Source organism: Marinobacter fuscus (assembly GCF_003007675.1).
Classification (GTDB): domain Bacteria; phylum Pseudomonadota; class Gammaproteobacteria; order Pseudomonadales; family Oleiphilaceae; genus Marinobacter; species Marinobacter fuscus.
Genome location: NZ_PXNP01000030.1, coordinates 16,450 through 33,395, shown reverse-complemented (window position 1 = coordinate 33,395; position 16,946 = coordinate 16,450). Strand labels below are relative to the sequence as shown.

The window sequence follows — 16,946 nt, the reverse complement described above, 5'->3', positions numbered from 1 at the left end:
GTGCAAAGACCGAAGCTATCGGGCATGGGCGGGCAGAGTGCCGTGCCATACCGGGATGTCCATATCTTCGGGATCCTCGTTCGGTCCACCGGTTCGGCTTTTGAAAGACCCTTCCTTGATGGCAATCCGGAACAGAGCCGTTGCTTTTCGCTCCTTGCGGTTCGGCGCTCGAACCTGTTCCCAGCGGCCAGGTTCCAACTGGTTGATGATGGCTCTGAAGGCGGCATCGAACTCAGCGTCTGTTTCTACCAACTCGGCTCGCCCGAACAGCACCAGCGATTCATAGTTGGCGCTGTGATGATAGGCCGATTTGGTCATCACCCATTCGTTGGTGACCGCGAACGAGACACACAGTAAGGCTCCGGACTCCAGGTGCCGGGATAGCCGCCCCCCGTTCAGGGCATGCAGATAGAGGTTGTCACCGAATCGCCAGGCCGTGATGGGGATGATTCGAGGTTCACCATCCTCCACAAAGCCGAGGTGCGCGGTTTTCAGCCGATCAATTAGCTGATAGGCCGTCGCCCGGTCGGTCGATGCCCGTTTGGCAGCACGCCGCACCTTGCTACGCGGGCAGGACGTAAGGGGCGAAGGAGCGGCGGCGTGCGAAAAGTTCATACTGAATTCCTTTCGTTGTGGTGTGATCGTCCCCTCTATTTGAAGTTACTTCTGATACCATCAAAAGATCCAGAACATGAATTTTTATAGGGCCAGTTAGCGTGGTGAGTGATATCCGGTTTCAGGGGCAGGAGCCCTTGCAGCAGCAACTGTACAGGCAGATCGCGGAGCGGATTCTGGCGCAGCGTTATTTACCGGGGCATCGGTTGCCTTCCAGCCGTCAGTTGGCGTTGGATCTTGGTATCAGCCGAAATACCGTGAATGCGGTGTACGATCAGCTCAAGGCTGAGGGCTTTCTGCAAAGTCGCGCAGGCAAAGGCGTTTTCGTTCATCAGGACATTGCATCGACGGTAAAGCCTGCGGGTACGGGGCCGAGCGCGCCGTTACAAACGGGCGCCTCTTTGCCCTCGATTCCGGCAAGAGGCGGCAGCCCGCGGCGCCGAGTGGATGACGCCAACCTGCCGTTTCAGCCGGGCTTGCCGGATCTTACGGCGTTTCCCGTCAAAGCCTGGAACCGGGCCCTGCATCATCAGGAAAGCCGGCGCCTGCTGCTTGGTTACGACAGCATTCAGGGGTACCTGCCCCTTCGGCGAGCCCTTGCCGCGTACCTTCGCAGCTCCCGGGGAGTGCGTTGTGAGCCGGATCAGATCGTTATCACCAACGGCGCCCAGCAAGCGCTCTCGCTGCTGGCGGATGTGTTTCTTCAGCCAGGCGACTGGGTGTTGTGCGAAAACCCGGGTTACCGGGGCGCTCGAAATGCTCTGGGGCGCCTGGGCAATGCCGTGATACCCGTGCCTTTACGCAATCAGGTACTTGATGTGGCTGCGCTGCCCCGCCTTGGCCGTGCCCGATTGCTGGCGTGCACCCCCACGCACCAGTATCCAATGGGTGGCATTCTGGATCTGTCTCAGCGGATAGCGCTTGTGCAATGGGCTCAGGAAAATGACTGCTGGATTGTGGAGGATGACTACGACAGCGAGTTTCATTTCTACAACAAGCCGTTCGCGGCGGTGCAGGGCATGTTTGATAACGCGCCGGTGCTGTATATGGGCAGCTTCAGCAAAACCCTGTTGCCGGCGTTGCGGGTGGGTTACCTGGTTTTACCGGAGCCAGTAGTCGAGCCGGTGCTTTGGGCGAAACAGATCAGTGGTGGTGAAACGCCCCTGTTGATGCAGGCAACCATTGCCGAGTTTCTGGAATCCGGGCAGTTTGCGCGGCATGTGCGGCATGTGCGGCGTATGCGCCAGTTGTACCTGGATAAGTGGCAGTATTTCCAAAGCGCCGTTCACGAACATCTGGAAGGGCTGGTTCAACCCATTGCTGAAAGCGCGGGTATGCATCTGGTGCTGGAAGGCGACTTCGATGATGTTGCCCTGAGTGCCTGGCTACGAACCCGCGGTTTCGGCAGCACCCCCCTGAGCGCGCATTTTATTGGCGATGATGTCCGCCAGGGGCTGGTGATGGGCTTCGCCAGTGCCAGTGAGCGTGAGATGGACGAGTGTGTCCGTGCCATGAGAGCGGGCCTGGTCAAATAGGCAGCAAATACTTTGCGCCGCTTGGTGGCGGCGTGTGCCGCCAACCTAAAGTCCAGCGCATTGAGCCCTCAAGTCCATTTCGGCCGAGGTGCCTCATAGCTGCGGATGGCAGTGAGCAGTTCTTCGGCGTTGTCGGTGCGAATCAGCATATCGGCGTGCTGTGGTTTCACAAAGCCGGTTGTCGCCATGTTCGAGATCGTCTCGAACAGCAGATTGTAGAACCCGTTGATGTTGTAAAAGGCACAGGGCTTGGAGTAGTAGCCAAGCTGGGTCCAGGTCCAGGCTTCGAAGATTTCTTCGAGTGTGCCAACGCCACCGGGCAGGGCAACAAAGGCATCGGCCATCTGTGCCATGGCTGCCTTTCGTTCGTGCATATTGGCAACAATCTTCAATTCGGTCAGGCCATGATGGGCCAGTTCCCGATCTTTCAGGTGCTCGGGAATCACCCCGTACACCTTGGCGCCTTTTTCAAGAAAGGCATCTGCCACCACGCCCATCAGGCCGACGTTGCCGCCGCCGTACACCAGATCTACTCCGTTGGTTGCCAGGTAATGCCCCAGAGCCCGGGTTGCCTGGGCGAATACCGGATTCTCACCGCTGCTTGAACCACAAAACACGGCAATTTTCATGTGCTTGATCTAACTCCCTCGAATCGATTTCAAGAATTGTCTCAGGTCGCGCGGGAATGAGCGAATAATTTGCCCTTGCCGACCCTGCTCCTGTGGCGTCTTGATCCGGATATTGGCTCAGGAGGCTGGTGAAGTGAGCGCCTGTTTCTGCTGGCGCTCCCGCTTGCCCGCTACGGAATGTTTCTGAACTGTCCAAAGCATTGCGCTGATCAGTAACAGCACGGCCGCCATCTCCAGCGGTCGTGGCAATCGGGCCTCGAAAACAAAACCGTAAATCAGTGCGAACAGAGGTTCGAAGGCGAACACTTGCGCGGTGAGGGTCATCGGCAAGCGCCGGGAGGCACCGTTCCAAAGCCCATTTGCCAGCACCGAGCCCACCAGGCCGATACCCAGGCTGACCAGCCAGAACATCTGCCAGTCCAGTGTTTCGCCCCCTGCGGTGCTGCCTGCCGTCGACGGCGATTGAAAACCCCAGATCACCAGCGCCAGAACCAGTGCCCAGAAGCCTGAGGCCATGCCGGTCAGGTACGCCCATTGCTGGCTGGAAACCACCGTATTGGCTTTCAGTGCCCGTGCGTTGAATACGGCATAAAAGCTCCAGCTCACCAGGGCGCCCGCGGCGAAGAGCAGCCCGAGAATCGCGTCGAGCAAGGTGTTGGCGGTAGAGCCGGCAACCTGAAGTGTGTCGACAGTGATGCACACCATGCCCACCACCAGCATGGCCAGTGGCAATACCAGTTGTGGCAGCGGAACGGTACCCTGATCATTGCGGCCGAGAATCGTGACCAGAACCGGCACCAAGCCAATCACCAGCGCCGCCGGTGCCACGCCTACCTTCTGAATGGAGGATGCCAGGAACACATAAAACAGCACGTTGCCGGAGGCCCCGAGCGCCAGTAGAAAGCCGATATCCCGGATGCCCAGCCCGCGTGCCATCCGGGGCAGAAAGGGCAGCAACAGCAGTAAAGACACCGAGCCGTAAACCAGAAAGCGGCCTGAGGCAATTTCCAGCGGGCTGAAGCCGCTGAGCACCAGGGGGATCAGAAATACCAGCCCCCAGCAGGCACCCGCGCCTGCACCCAGAAGTACGCCGCTTTTGATCATCTCGCTATCCTGTTCTGACGGTGTTAAAGGCCCGCAAGCTTACGCAGGTTCCCAGTGTGCCGGTAGCGACAAACTGGCATTGAGCCAGTCCGATATGGAATATCAGGCCTGTTTTTGAACCGCTTAATGGCGCAGAATAGGGCGTTAGTGCCCTGAACTGGATGGTTAGCCTGTGCCGAAACCAAAACGCTTACCCCCAATACATGCCATGCTGGCGTTTGAAGCGGTTGCCCGGCTGGGCAGTTTCTCTGCCGCTGGCAATGAGTTGTACCTCAGCCAGAGTGCGGTCAGTAAGCAGGTGCGTACCCTTGAGGAGTACACCCGAACGCCGGTGTTTACAAGGCATTCACGAGGTACCGAACTGACCGCGGCGGGGGTTACTCTGCTGCAGGAAATCCAGCCCGCACTGGCCCAGTTGTCGGCGGGCATCGACCGGGTACGCCAGCGCCACGATGCCCACACGGTCACGGTGATTGCCACCCATGCGGTGGCCCAGTACTGGCTATTCCCCAAAGTTATAGCGTTTAAGCGAGCCCACCCGGGCATCACCATCAGGATTCAGTCCGACAACGCCATTACCCCGGCGGTGATCAATAAATACGATTTCGGGGTGCTGTTTGGCAACGGCCAATGGCCGGGCCTGGAGGCTTCGCCATTGTTCCACGAATACGTGTACCCGGTGTGCCGGGTGGATATGCCTTTGCCGGACCTGAACCATCCGCGGGATCTGAAGCAGTTGCCACTGATCGAGATGGACTCCAGCGATTGGGACTGCATCGATTGGCGCGCCTGGTTTGCACACTTCAATGAAGACTACGAACCCCACCCGGACGCCCTGACGTTCAACCAGATGTCACTTACCTACGGTGCCGCTCTGGAAGGCTTTGGTGTCTGCCTGGGCTGGGATTTTCTGGTGTCCAAGGCGGTAAATGAGGGCACTCTGAAGCGGGTGGGCGACTTCGTGTACGATGTCGGCAAAATGGATTACCTGGTTCACCATGCCCGGGAACCGCTGAAACCCGCCGCCAAGACATTTCAGCACTGGCTGCTGGAAAGCGTACGTATGTAACCGCGCTGTGACTCTGTCGTTTGCCCTGAAGCCCGAAGCAATTCTGTCTGATCGGTAGTGGCCAGGTGTAACAAATGCGGCCACAATCAGACCTCGTATCATTCCCAAGGATCAGGAGTCTTGCCCTGAAATGCCCAACCACTCTTCTGCCCCATCGTCGTCGAACCCACCGCAGGCTGCTGCTGAGAACAAGCGCGCGCTCTGGTCCTGGGCCTTGTACGACTGGGCGAACAGTGCCTTTTTTACCATCGTGCTGACGTTTGTGTTTGCCCAGTATTTCAGTGTGTCGGTGATTCAGGATGACGTGGCAGGCACAAGGGCCTGGGGCAACATTGTGGGGGTTGCCGGGGTTGTCATCGCACTGCTAGCACCCATACTCGGGGCCATTGCCGACCAGTCCGGGCGCAGGAAGCCCTGGTTTGTTGGCTTTACCCTGTTGTGTGTACTGGCTTCGGGCATGTTGTGGACGGTAACGCCAGATCAGGATCAATTCTGGAAGGCGGCGCTTTGGGTGGGGCTGGGCACGCTGGGGGCCGAATTCGCGTTCATATTCTATAACGCCATGTTGCCGGATCTGGCCAGCCCGGCGCGTACCGGCCGTTGGTCCGGGTGGGCCTGGGGGCTGGGTTATGTGGGTGGTATTGCCAGCCTGGTGATTGCGTTATTCGGGTTTATTGAGGCAGGTGACGGCTTTCTGGGGCTGGATCACGCGGAGGCCGAGCACATCCGGGCCACCTTTGTGCTGGTGGCGGTGTGGTATCTGGTGTTCGCTTTGCCCGCGTTCTTTTTTATACCGGATCGCCCTGCCACCGGGCTGGGGTTGGCGGCGGCAACCCGGGCGGGATTTGGGCAACTTCGGGAGTCCATTGCCCATGTCCGCCAGTATCGGGATATCGTGCGCTTTCTGGTGGCCAGAATGCTCTATACCGATGGCCTGGCCACCATTTTCACCTTTGGTGGTGTCTATGCCGCGGGCACGTTTGCCATGAGCCCCAGCGAAGTTCTTCAGTTCGCCATTGCCCTGAACGTGACCGCGGGGCTGGGTGCCCTGGCCTTTGCCTGGATTGACGACGCTCTGGGCGGGCGGAACACCATACTCCTGTCGCTGGCGGGGCTGGCAAGCAGCGCTCTCGCCATTCTGCTGGTGGAGGGTGCCACCGGGTTCTGGATATGGGGCATGATCCTGGGGATATTCGTGGGGCCATTGCAGTCGGCCAGCCGATCCCATCTTGCCCGGGTGGCGCCGCCGCACCTGCAAACCCAGATGTTCGGGCTGTTTGCTTTTTCCGGTAAAGCGACGGCTTTTGCCGGGCCTTTGCTGGTGGGCTGGGTGACCGCTGCAACCGGAAGTCAGCGCTGGGGAATGAGTACCATTTTGCTGTTTTTGCTGGTGGGTTTTGTGTTGATGCTGAAGGTGCCAGCCACGGAGGCGGAGCGTTCCGGGTAAGCCACTTGGACGTGGCCGGATTCATGGATAGCCGCTAGGCTGTCTCTTGCAAGGCCGCCAGGCCTTTCGATCGGTGTCGCTCAAGAATCGCTCTACCCGGTCGATAGTGTTGCTATTACGCGAATTTAAAACCAGGGCCCTCGGGATCACCGCTCACAGGAGATCACCCATCAATGTTTGGTAAAAAACTCCAGCAGGAAAATACCGGCTTGAAAGAAGAGCTGTTCATGTTGCAGCAACTGGTGGATGACGTTGGGGCTGAACTTATGACTCTGGAACTCAACTCCGACTGTGCCATTCTCTCTTACAATGAGAAATTCCAGACCGCGTTCGGTCCTGGCCATGAGCAGGTTGTTGGCCAGCATCCCAGGGATCTGGTGCCGGGGTCTTTGCGAAAAACCGAGCACTTCCGGTTAATGATGTCAGCTCTGGACAAGGCCCGCGTCTGGTCTGGTGCCTGGCAGGTGCAGAATCAGGACGGCAAGCACCTGTGGTTTCGGGCAACGGTGTGCCCGATCAAAACCTCGGGCGGGCGCCTGGATCACATCACCATCTTTGCCAACAACCTGACTAAAACGATTGATGCGTCGGCAAATTATGAAAACCTTATCAAGGCCATGCAGCGGTCTATGGCGGTCATAGAGTTTGATCTGGATGGCACGGTGTTGTTCGCCAACAAGCTGTTTTTGCAGTCCACGGGCTATTCACTGGATGAGGTGAAAGGCAAGCATCACAGAATTTTCTGTGCGCCGGAGGAATACAAATCACCGGATTATCATGCATTCTGGGAACGCTTGCGGCAGGGCGAGTTTGTTGCTGACAGGTTTCGGCGCCTGGATAAATCCGGCCGTGAAGTCTGGCTGGAAGCGTCTTATAACCCTATCCAGAACTCCCGTAACGAGCTTTACAAGATCGTGAAGTTTGCCACTGTGATTACCGAACAGGTGCATCACGAGCGCGAAGTGGCGAATGCGGCATCGGTTGCCTACGACACTTCTCAGGCAACCGATGCCAGTGCCCGGCGGGGTATAGAGGTGATGCAGGATACCGCCAACGTTATGCAGCAACTGGCTCAGCAGATGAACGATGCGGTAGCCGGGATCAGTGATCTGGATCAGCAGTCACAGCAGATTACCACAATCATCCAGAGCATCAGTGGCATCGCAGACCAGACCAATTTGCTGGCTCTGAACGCGGCCATTGAGGCAGCCCGGGCCGGGGAGCAGGGGCGCGGCTTTGCCGTGGTTGCCGATGAAGTGCGCCAACTGGCGTCTCGTACTTCGGCAGCAACAGAAGAAATTGTCGCGGTGGTTCAGCAGAATCAGCAATTAACCTCAAAAGCCGTTCACACCATTGAAGCCAGCAAGGCGCAGGCGGAGGCTGTGCGTAATCTTGTGCATGAGGCAGACGAGGTGATCAACGGCATTCAGACAGCGTCTCGGGAGGTTGTAGAGGCGGTGTCCCGTTTCGCTGATCGGCTGGAGCGCTGATCAATCGTCGCCCTCAAGGGCGACGATTGATCAATTAAGCTTCGCTTTTCCTGAAGCCCCGTGGTTACAGGCTTTGCGTTACCTGTCATGATGTTTCCAACAAGGTTATCCACAGTTTATGTGGGAAAACTCACGGGGAAGCGGTGCCGGATGTGTGGTTTAGCCACCCACAGCAGACTTCAGGTATTCCGTGCTGTTGGCCGTTGGCTGAAAGCGGACTTTGATAACCTGAGCCTGACGAATCAGTAGCCTGGGTATGGTGCCATACCTGGGGTAATGGCAATAGCCGATACCGAACCGGTAGGTCGCGTCTTTCCGCGTTGCGTCTGGCGAGCGTCCGAGTTGCTCGCTGATTCGCTCAGCCAGGCTCACCAGTGAATCGGGCGGCGTCTGCTGCCTCCTGCTCTGCTTTGCGGGCGCGTTCCATCTCGCGGAAATCCTGGTAAGCAATATAGACCAGCAGCAACAGGAAAACCGAGGCGGCCAGCGCAGTGGGGGTGCCCATCCAGTTGCCCCGCAAGAGGTTGTCTGCTGGCATGGACGCATCCATTGGCAGGCTGATCGCCGCCATTCCCGTATAGTGCATACCGCATACAGCGACACCCATAACCAGCGCAGCAGACGCCCGGACAACGAGGCTGTATCTGGCCGGTACCCGGCCGATGTTGCGGCAGATCACAAGGGCCGCCCCCGAGGCTGCGACCGCAACCAGGCCAGAGGCGAACACGATGGCCGAATCATACTGGATGGGAGGATTCATCTGCATGGCAAACATCCCGCAGTAGTGCATGGTAAAGATGCCCAAACCCATCACCAGGGCACTGGCTGCCAGCTGCGTGACAGAAAGGGTTTGCCTCGTAATGCCCCACATACCAAGGGCAGACGCGCCCAGAGCAAAAACAAACGAGAGTGCGGTCAGGGTCAGGTCAAAACTCATTTCCATATCCATAGGCATTTCGTAGGCGCTCATGCCAACAAAATGCATAGACCATATGCCGGTGCCGAGGCACAGCGTACCCGCCGTGAACAGGAAGGTTTGGGATCCTTGGGTGAGATCGCGAACGCGGGTTCCAAAATAGATAGCCGAGAAAGCAGCAATAACAGCCACACAGTATGACGCCAGCACGAGGCCGAGATCGTAAGATCCTTGCATGATGTTCCTTTGGATTATTCGGGATTACGGGAAGTGGCGCCCACGACAGGGGCGCTATATGTCGGGTATTATTACATAATTAGCTCGATAGAGTCACCATCGGCAATGCCGTTGGATCCTCGAAAAGACTGTTTTCCTGGTCATCTCCGTATCCGCAGAAGTACCGACAGAGTAGGTGGTTCTGTACAACAATGCGAACGGGCTGCTAGCTACAGTTGTTGTCGCTTTCACGGGGCGCCATTTTTAGAAACACGCCCAGCGCAGCCAGCAACAGGGCGGTGCTTGCGATAATGGCAACCGGGTACACCAGGTTGCCCGCCAGTTCCAGTTGGCTGTACTTGATGATCATGATCAGGCCCTCCAGCGACATAGCCACACAAACGGTACTGATAAACCTGGGAAGGGTGCGCCGCATCATGGTCATAATGTCGTGAGATTCGGACCGGCCGCTGTACTCCGAGCGGATAACCATCGCCAGTTCATACACAGCCAACGCGATGATGCTGCCATTGACACCGTTGATCATGGCTTTCATCAGAGGCTGATCAGATCTGAGTATTTCAATAACATCCGATATGGTGGCCGCAACCAGGGTGAAGGCCAGGAAAAAGAACAGCAGGGAAAACAGTCTTGCGAACAAGGCACGTAGCGGGATGTTTCTCAGCATATCGATCATGGGGTACGCCCCGTTTGGGTGAATGTGGAAAATTTCAGGCTACGGAAATATCCACAGGAGTTCGCTTAAAATATGCTCATTGTCAGGTAATCCCGACGGTTATTCCGGAACTGGCTATTTTACCTCCGCTTCCTGTCAGGCCCCGTGGTTGAACGGTTTGCACCGGCTATCCTGCGATTGCCAACAATCTTATCCACAGAATCTGTGGGAAAACCCCGCGTTGGTCTGTGGGCTTGATCATGGGAGACCATCCGATCCACCGGGGCGTCCGTAATTTCCCGTAGATTCGTGCATTTTTCGATCAGTTCCTGTAGGGTCGCCCGTTTTTTCCCAAAAGGAACCCCCTCTCATGACAGCAAAAACTGTCTCATCCGAATCGTTTCGTGCCCGCCTTCTGCATGACAGTGACCCCGTTGTCCTGGTGCTCACCATAGGTTTTATTCTGCTTTTCGTCGGCGCTTCTCTGGCCGACGCTGATATGGTAGCCGGATTGATTGGTTCCGGGTTTACCTGGACAGCCAAGTATCTGGGTTCGTTTTTCCAGTTTCTTCTTCTGATGACGTTCTTTATTGCGGTAGGGACTGCGATCAGCCGTGCCGGGCGCGCCCGGATTGGCGATATGGATAAGCCGGAGATCAGCCTCTTCCGCTGGCTCTCAATCAGAGCTGTACTTTTCCGCGGCCTGCCTTAATGGCACCGCGGTGAGTTTTCTTATCTACCCGCCGCCTTTGAGAAGCCCGGGTCGGCCGGGTTGGCCTTCGCGCTTTTGTCGGCTTCACCGCAGACTGGATCAGTGTCTTTAGCCGGTTCAGGGCGTCCTCTTTGTTTTGTTCGAAGGTGCGAAAAGACTGCGCCTTGATAATGATCACACCGTCTTTGCTGATGCGCTGGTCAGACAGTGCCATTAACCGCTCCTTGTAGAAAGGCGGCAGCGTAGAGTGAGGTATATCGAACCGAAGGTGTACCGCCGAGGCCACTTTGTTTACGTTCTGGCCTCCGGCACCCTGCGCGCGTATCTGGGTGATCTGGATTTCCCAGTCGGCCAGGGAAACGGCGTTGGAGAGAGTCAGCATGAGGCAGGCAAACCGTGCTCGGAAATTCTAAAGCGAAGATGAGAGTGTAACGGGCAGGGAAAGCGGAAGAAAGCAATGGATACCCCGGCGCTGACGGCCGGGGTGTAAATCAGCGGGGATTAGAGCCCGTAGGATCGGGTAATCGTTTCGATTTCGCCAGCTTCCATCAACTCGTCGAGGGCGTCGTTCAGAGCGCGCAGAATCTCCGGGTTGGTATCCTTGTTCACGGCCAGGTACATCGGTGTTTCCTTGAATACCAGTACCGGTGTCAGACCGGTAATGTCAGAAGCGTCGGCGGCAAGGTAGGGGCCTGCCATGCCATCAGTGACCCACAGATCAATCTGGTTCTGAACCAGGCGGCGGGCATTCAGGCCGTTGTTGCTGATGGCGGAAACATCGAAGCCTTTGTCTTCCAGATACCCGGTCATGATGTCGCCCTTATAGCCGCCAATGCGGTATTGTCTGGCGTCATCCAGACTGTCCAGCTTCATGTCCGAGCCCGGCTTGGCAAACAGGGTCCATTCGATTTTGGAAATGGGGCCAATCCACTGGAAGAAGGGGGCCCGCTCGTCGGTCTTCGACACGCAGTACACGCCGTGCTCCGAATGATTCTTGGAGCGGTTCATGCCATAACTGAGATCCCGTAACTTGATGCTGTAACTCAGGTTCGCCCGCTTCAGCAGCGCCTTCATGATGTCGGTACAAACACCGGTGACTTCGTCTTCCGAATGGGCAAAGAGCTGACCGGTTGTGGTCATGTTGTACGGTGGGTATTGCTCGGTGTAGATTCGGAACTCTTCGGCGGCAGTAGCGCTTCCGGCAAAAGCGAGCAAGGCAATCAGTGAGCAGAGTCTGGCTTTCATAAGCGACATCTCGTGATTTATTCCATGTGAATATCGCTGGACAGTGTATTAGCTGGGTGCTTCCATAAAAATTTCGGTTATTACTGCTTTGTCATGAATGATTCATCTGATAGGCCGCTATTGGCCTTGTGTCGTTCCGGCGGAATGCGGAAAGTAAGGCGTCAGGTTTCAGGAGAATATCGAGTGAAGAAGATGATGAAAATTTTCGCCACAGGGCTTGTCGCCGTGTTGCTCTCGGCGTGTGGTGGGCCGGAAACGCCGCAGGAAGTGTCCGAGGCCTTCTGGCAGGCTGTGATTGAGGGAGACGCTGGCGACGTTAGTGATTACTCCACACTGGTGGATGGTGCGGCATTCGATCACTTCGGCCGGGACTGGAAGGATGCGGTTGTTATTCCGGGCCGAGTGGTTATTGAAGACAGCAGTGCCCGTATCGATATCCGCCTGCAGGGTGTCGACAACACCGCCGGGGACATCGCGGCAGCAACCTACCTGGTGCAAAAAGACGGTGAGTGGCTGGTGGATTACTACCGTACCGGCGATGCACTGGAGCAAAAGCCAATCTGGAGCGGGCTTGCCAGCCAGCTGGAGCAGTTGGGTCAGGATTTGCAGGCGCGTTGGGCGCGGCAGTCCGATGAACTGGCACTTGAGCTGGATCGAATGGGGAAGGAGCTGCAAAAACAGGCGGAGGCAACCACAGAGCGCTGGGCGGAACTGGCGGAAGAGTATGGTCAGGAGCTGAGCCGGGAACTTGAACGCCTGTCGAAATCGCTGACTGAAGCGCTCAGGCAAAACCCGTCGGCATCTCCGGAAGACCGGCGCAAACTGAATGAGTCGGTGAACCGTCTTGAGGCCAGCCAGCAAGGCCTGGAAGACCCGCAGCTGGCCGAGCTGTTAAACAGCACCCGGGTGGCCGTAGAAACGCAGCTTAACTTTGAACAGCTGGATACCCGGTTTGACCGCTACAAAGCCGACTGGCGCGAGCAGGTTGCCGAAATCCGTCAGGGGCTTGCCCGGTTTGTTGAGGATCTGAAAGCGCCGGCCTCCTGATTTCAGGGGGTTCTGGCATCAGGCAGATGCCGTTGCCTGTAAGCAGCATTACCTATAAAGTTAACGAACACTCACTTAAATACCGCAGTACATGAGGATCATCAGGTGACAGAACTTGTAACGTATGAACTGAACGACGGCATTGCCACCATTACCATCGGCAACGGCAAGGCCAATGCGTTGAGTCACTCGGTTTTCGAACAACTGAACGCAGCCCTGGATCGTGCTGAGCAGGATAAGGCTATTGTGATTCTTACCGGGCAGCCCGGTATGTTCTCAGGTGGTTACGATCTCAAAGAAATGCAGAAGGGGCCGAAAGAAGCGTTGGAACTGGTGACTGTCGGTTCGAAGTTCACCCGTCGCCTGTCGGCGTTTCCATTCCCGGTGATTGCGGCCTGTGGTGGCCATGCCATTGCCAAGGGTGCGTTCCTGCTGCTGTCGGTGGATTATCGTATTGGTGTAGCCGGCAGCTTCAAGCTGGGCCTGAATGAAGTCGCCATTGGTATGACTATGCACCATGCCGGTATCGAAATTGCTCGCCACCGCATGCCAGCGCCCTATTTTTACCGCTCGGTTGTCAATGCCGAAATCTTTAATCCGGAAGGCGCGGTTGCCGCCGGGTTCCTGGATGAATTCGTACCGGCTGAACAGTTGAAGGAGCGGGCGCTGGAAGTGGCAACCCAGATGAAGCAACTGAACAAGCGTGCTCACCGTGAGACCAAACTCAAGGCGAAGGCAGACTACCTGGCTTTGCTGGATCGCTGCATCGAGCAGGACATTGCCCACTTTAATTTGATGGGATAAGCCGTTTCCGGCCGTCGCTCCGGCGGCCGTGTTGGTGGCTGCGCTATCGCATATTGTCACCAGTCGTGGTATATCAACGCCGGTGTTATCTAACTATTACTGGAATAGGGTGCTATGCCAAAAGCAAGTGAAATCAAAAAGAATCAGGCGGTTGAGTACGAAGGCCGCGTGTATTTTGTGAAAGACATCGAGCGCTCTGTACCCCAGGGTCGCGCCGGTGGCAGCTTGTACCGGATGCGTATGTACGATGTGGTCACTAACCAGAAGCTGGATGAAACGTTCAAAGATTCCGACATGCTGAATCTGGCAGATCTGGTGCGGCGTGCGGCCACTTTCTCCTACGCCGATGGCGACGAATACGTGTTCATGGATGCGGAAGACTATACCCAGTACATGTTGAACCGAAGTGCCATTGAAGATGAGCTCCTGTTTATCAACGAGGACACTCAGGGAATCATGGTGATACTGGTGAGCGATACGCCGGTTGCTGTGGATCTTCCGCCCACCATAGAGCTGACGATTGAAGAGACAGATCCTTCTATCAAAGGCGGCTCTGCCACGGCACGTACCAAGCCCGCACGGCTGACAACCGGCCTGGTGGTTCAGGTGCCCGAGCACATTTCTACCGGTGACCGGATCAAGATCAACGTGGAAGAACGGAAGTTCCTGAGCCGCGCCTGATCTGTCTTTTTTACCGTAGGTGAATGCGGCGGTAACTCAGCCCACTGTGCGGATTTCGGTTTCGCTCAGTGGGCGATAGTGGCCGGGCTCCAGCCTGGCATCCAGCGTCAACGGCCCCATGGCTTCCCTGTGCAGGCCGGTTACCCGGTTACCGACGGCATGAAACATCCGCTTTACCTGGTGGTAGCGCCCTTCGTAAATGGTAAGCCGTACTTCGGTAGCGCTGATCTGCTCCAGCTGCGCAGGCGACGTTCGCAGTTGTTCGTATTCAAACCAGATACCCTCGGAAAATCGATCGGCCGTGTCGGGCGATAGCGGATACGCCGTGGTTACCCGGTAGGTTTTTGGTAGTTTGTTTTCCGGAGCGGTCAAGGCCCGGGACCAGCTCCCGTCGTTACTCAGAATCAACAGGCCGGTGGATGCCCGATCCAGGCGCCCGCCAATATGAAGATGAGGGCGCAGATCCGGCGCAACCAGTTCCATGACAGTCGGGTGCTGCTGATCGCTGGTGGCGCTCAGGTAGCCCGCGGGTTTGTGCATCATCAGGTAATACGCCGGTTCGCCAGCCTGAACAACGGTTTGGTCTACGCAGACCTGCTGAAAGCGGGAGACCTCGTATGCGCCATCCCGCACGGCTTTGCCATCCACCTGCACACGGCCTGAAGCCAGCAGCAGGTTGGCCTGGCGCCTGCTGATGCGGTTCTGGTTGCTCAGTATGCGGGAAAGCTTCATCCGGCCCCGGTAAGGTTGAAAAACGGGAACGTTATGGGTTCCCGTTGGTAAATCGTCTGCAATCAGCTGTCTGTACCATCGCCTTCCCAGCGAGCAATTTTTTCCCGATCCCGGTCGCTGACAACATCGGCCTCAAGCGACGCACGCTGTTCCGGTGTCGCAAGGCCCTGTGCCGCCATATCGCCGGTTCTGCGGGCTTCCTGCTCCTGTCGGATGTAGTCCAGCCTCTGCTCCCGGTCTGCCTGTTTCTCGCTGTGGATTTCTTCATTGCGGCGGCGGAACTGCTCTTCCAGATCACCCACCACGCTGTTGATAAAACCATCGCAGGGTGCCAGGGACAGCAGGTAACGAGGCTGCTCCAGGTTGTGTTGGCCAGAAACGGCAAAGGTGGAGCTGACGGCTTCGGTGGCCAGGGCGAAATAGGTGGCGTCGAAGCTGAACACATCCTGCTCGCTGGAAGCGCTGTGCCGGTCTGCTCCGCGGTAATGGGTTGCCCGCATCACCGTGCCTTCGCAGTGCAGATCAAAGATATTCGATTTGAAGAAAATTTCGGCCCAGAACAAATGGCAGATACGCGACAATGTGCGTCCAAAACCCAGCAATAGCAGGCTTGCCAATAGAATGGCGGCGGTGGCGCCCATCGGGGCGAATACCTGGCTTACCAGTTGTGCCGCGTTGCCACCCATTGCCCGGATCTCGTCCATGGAGTAGGCGTGGTCCAGTATTCGATCTGCTCCCAGCCACAGCATCAGCGCTCCGCTCAGCAGCAGCACCTGGCCAGCGACGGTTCCGCCAACTCGGGCCCAGCGCAGAACATCGGGCTCGGCTTTGTCTTCAACCAGGGGCTGGATTTCGGCCAGCAGGTCACCATTGAATTGTTCGTTTTCACGGTTGGCATCGCCGGTGTCGTTGCTGTCGAGATAGATCCGGTTGGGCAGTTCCTGCTGGCGCTTTTGCATCAGTACCAGATCCCGCAGGGTGGTAAAAATCTGCCGGGGATGCAGATCGAAGCGCCAACTGTTATTCATTTCCGAGCTGCTGGTCTGTATCTGCACCATCCCGATCCGGGCTTTGATCAGGGTTATAGCTACTGCGGCAATAATGGTGGCGCAAATCAGGGTTAGTGCCAGCAGAGAACCGGTGCGAAACACCGGGTCGAGCAGGGGTACGGTTTCTGTCAGGTTTTGTCGGCTGGAGGCGGGCAGTTGTTCCCAGAAGCCGATCCAGCCCTGGGCCGTCAGAATCGGGATGGCGATGGCACCGATAATCACCAGAGCCAGGCCTTTGCTGGTAGTACTGCCCAATTGCACCATGTTGGCACGGGACAGCGGATTGCCCAGTTTTACCCACAGCAGGCCCAGATAAACCAGCAGCGTGGCCTGCAGCACCAGAGAAATAACGGTGCTGCCTACCTCGGCTCCTTCGGTTCCGGAAAACACCATGGTGACCACCAGGCTGGCCACCAGAAAGGCGACAATCGCCACCAGGCTCTTGGTCAGTTTCATGGCCAGGTTCTGGGCAACATTGCGGATGGGCCAGGGGGTAACAATGAGATTGGGAAACACCGAGTGTACCGCCCGGGCAAACCAGCCAATCGGCTCCACAAAGGTGGGGTTGCTCTTGCTCATCAGCATATTGTGCAGGCTGCTGGCATTGTAGAGCGTGGGCTCTTTCTCGTTCACTGCTTCACGGGCCACATTCGTTGCCAGCGAGGCAGGTGCCGCCCGGCCCACGAAAAAGCGCATCACCTGGAACAGGCCGCCGCCCAGAGCGTTTAAACCACCGGCCACAAACAGGCCGCCAATGAAAAGGTTCATCCAGGCCCGGGGTTTGTCTGTACCCAGGAGAGGCTGAATCTGAATCAGTAAATAGATGCCGATGGCCACCAGCAAAAAGCCACGAACAGACCGGATCAGCCCTTCAAACCGAAACGGATTGCGTATGTTGAGTTTCTGAGCTCCGTACTCAAATGCCATGATGGTTCCTTACCATGCCGGGAAGACGAAAAAGAGAGGTGCAGATTCTAGC

The 16,946-nt window shown here is 56.9% G+C and carries 17 protein-coding genes and 1 pseudogene; 8 read left to right on the top strand and 10 right to left on the bottom strand.

Features of this window, described 5'->3' with window-relative positions:
* Nucleotides 1-15: 15 nt before the first annotated feature.
* A complete protein-coding gene (locus tag C7H09_RS07700; protein WP_106762003.1) occupies nt 16-615 on the bottom strand; it encodes a pyridoxamine 5'-phosphate oxidase family protein in 600 nt (199 codons plus the stop codon).
* Between the two features lie 104 nt (nt 616-719).
* Between C7H09_RS07700 and pdxR the strand changes: the two genes are divergently transcribed.
* On the top strand, nt 720-2,150 hold the full coding sequence (pdxR, locus tag C7H09_RS07695) for a MocR-like pyridoxine biosynthesis transcription factor PdxR (protein ID WP_240616530.1): 1,431 nt from the start codon (nt 720-722) through the stop codon (nt 2,148-2,150).
* Between the two features lie 68 nt (nt 2,151-2,218).
* Here the strand turns inward: pdxR and C7H09_RS07690 are convergent, their stop codons facing one another.
* Together C7H09_RS07690 and C7H09_RS07685 are read right to left on the bottom strand one after the other, a co-directional pair.
* Entirely contained in the window at nt 2,219-2,779 is a 561-nt protein-coding gene (locus tag C7H09_RS07690; protein ID WP_106762001.1) for an LOG family protein, read from the bottom strand.
* A 117-nt stretch (nt 2,780-2,896) separates the two neighbouring features.
* Nucleotides 2,897-3,883 carry a DMT family transporter gene (locus C7H09_RS07685; protein WP_106762000.1) on the bottom strand — a complete coding sequence of 329 codons (987 nt, stop codon included), beginning with the start codon at nt 3,881-3,883 and terminating at the stop codon, nt 2,897-2,899.
* 172 nt (nt 3,884-4,055) lie between these two features.
* Between C7H09_RS07685 and C7H09_RS07680 the strand changes: the two genes are divergently transcribed.
* The 3 genes from C7H09_RS07680 (at nt 4,056) to C7H09_RS07670 (ending at nt 7,889) form a co-directional block, all read left to right on the top strand.
* A complete protein-coding gene (locus C7H09_RS07680; protein ID WP_206074288.1) occupies nt 4,056-4,952 on the top strand; it encodes a LysR substrate-binding domain-containing protein in 897 nt (298 codons plus the stop codon).
* A 130-nt stretch (nt 4,953-5,082) separates the two neighbouring features.
* Nucleotides 5,083-6,399, top strand: a complete 1,317-nt coding sequence (locus C7H09_RS07675; RefSeq protein WP_106761998.1) for an MFS transporter — start codon at nt 5,083-5,085, stop codon at nt 6,397-6,399.
* A 173-nt stretch (nt 6,400-6,572) separates the two neighbouring features.
* On the top strand, nt 6,573-7,889 hold the full coding sequence (locus C7H09_RS07670; RefSeq protein WP_106761997.1) for a methyl-accepting chemotaxis protein: 1,317 nt from the start codon (nt 6,573-6,575) through the stop codon (nt 7,887-7,889).
* A gap of 159 nt (nt 7,890-8,048) precedes the next feature.
* Here C7H09_RS07670 and C7H09_RS07665 read toward each other — a convergent pair whose 3' ends face one another.
* The 3 genes from C7H09_RS07665 to C7H09_RS07655 form a co-directional block, all read right to left on the bottom strand.
* Nucleotides 8,049-8,261 (bottom strand): hypothetical protein, encoded by a 213-nt coding sequence (locus C7H09_RS07665; protein ID WP_106761996.1) that lies wholly within the window; start codon nt 8,259-8,261, stop codon nt 8,049-8,051.
* Nucleotides 8,248-9,042, bottom strand: coding sequence for an MHYT domain-containing protein (locus tag C7H09_RS07660; protein WP_106761995.1), 795 nt, complete (start codon nt 9,040-9,042; stop codon nt 8,248-8,250). Before C7H09_RS07660 ends, C7H09_RS07665 begins: the two co-directional genes overlap by 14 nt.
* A 205-nt stretch (nt 9,043-9,247) precedes the next feature.
* A complete protein-coding gene (locus C7H09_RS07655; protein ID WP_106761994.1) occupies nt 9,248-9,718 on the bottom strand; it encodes a hypothetical protein in 471 nt (156 codons plus the stop codon).
* 349 nt (nt 9,719-10,067) lie between these two features.
* Between C7H09_RS07655 and C7H09_RS07650 the strand changes: the two are divergent.
* Nucleotides 10,068-10,379 (top strand): annotated as a pseudogene (locus C7H09_RS07650) (BCCT family transporter); the annotation flags it as partial.
* Here the strand turns inward: C7H09_RS07650 and arfB are convergent.
* Both arfB and C7H09_RS07640 read right to left on the bottom strand, forming a co-directional pair.
* Nucleotides 10,378-10,791, bottom strand: a complete 414-nt coding sequence (arfB, locus tag C7H09_RS07645) for an alternative ribosome rescue aminoacyl-tRNA hydrolase ArfB (protein WP_106761992.1) — start codon at nt 10,789-10,791, stop codon at nt 10,378-10,380. The pseudogene C7H09_RS07650 and the gene arfB overlap by 2 nt on opposite strands.
* A gap of 119 nt (nt 10,792-10,910) precedes the next feature.
* Nucleotides 10,911-11,654, bottom strand: a complete 744-nt coding sequence (locus tag C7H09_RS07640) for a substrate-binding periplasmic protein (protein ID WP_106762031.1) — start codon at nt 11,652-11,654, stop codon at nt 10,911-10,913.
* A gap of 192 nt (nt 11,655-11,846) precedes the next feature.
* Between C7H09_RS07640 and C7H09_RS07635 the strand changes: the two genes are divergently transcribed.
* From C7H09_RS07635 to efpL, 3 genes are all read left to right on the top strand, one after another.
* Nucleotides 11,847-12,701, top strand: coding sequence for a hypothetical protein (locus C7H09_RS07635; RefSeq protein WP_240616533.1), 855 nt, complete (start codon nt 11,847-11,849; stop codon nt 12,699-12,701).
* A gap of 105 nt (nt 12,702-12,806) precedes the next feature.
* Entirely contained in the window at nt 12,807-13,505 is a 699-nt protein-coding gene (locus C7H09_RS07630; protein WP_106761991.1) for a crotonase/enoyl-CoA hydratase family protein, read from the top strand.
* A 114-nt stretch (nt 13,506-13,619) separates the two neighbouring features.
* Nucleotides 13,620-14,186 (top strand): elongation factor P-like protein EfpL, encoded by a 567-nt coding sequence (gene efpL, locus C7H09_RS07625; RefSeq protein WP_106761990.1) that lies wholly within the window; start codon nt 13,620-13,622, stop codon nt 14,184-14,186.
* Nucleotides 14,187-14,222: 36 nt separating this feature from the next.
* Here efpL and C7H09_RS07620 read toward each other — a convergent pair whose 3' ends face one another.
* Both C7H09_RS07620 and C7H09_RS07615 read right to left on the bottom strand, forming a co-directional pair.
* Nucleotides 14,223-14,918 carry a pseudouridine synthase gene (locus tag C7H09_RS07620; protein WP_106761989.1) on the bottom strand — a complete coding sequence of 232 codons (696 nt, stop codon included), beginning with the start codon at nt 14,916-14,918 and terminating at the stop codon, nt 14,223-14,225.
* Nucleotides 14,919-14,980: 62 nt separating this feature from the next.
* Nucleotides 14,981-16,894, bottom strand: a complete 1,914-nt coding sequence (locus C7H09_RS07615; protein WP_106761988.1) for a hypothetical protein — start codon at nt 16,892-16,894, stop codon at nt 14,981-14,983.
* Nucleotides 16,895-16,946 lie beyond the last annotated feature (52 nt).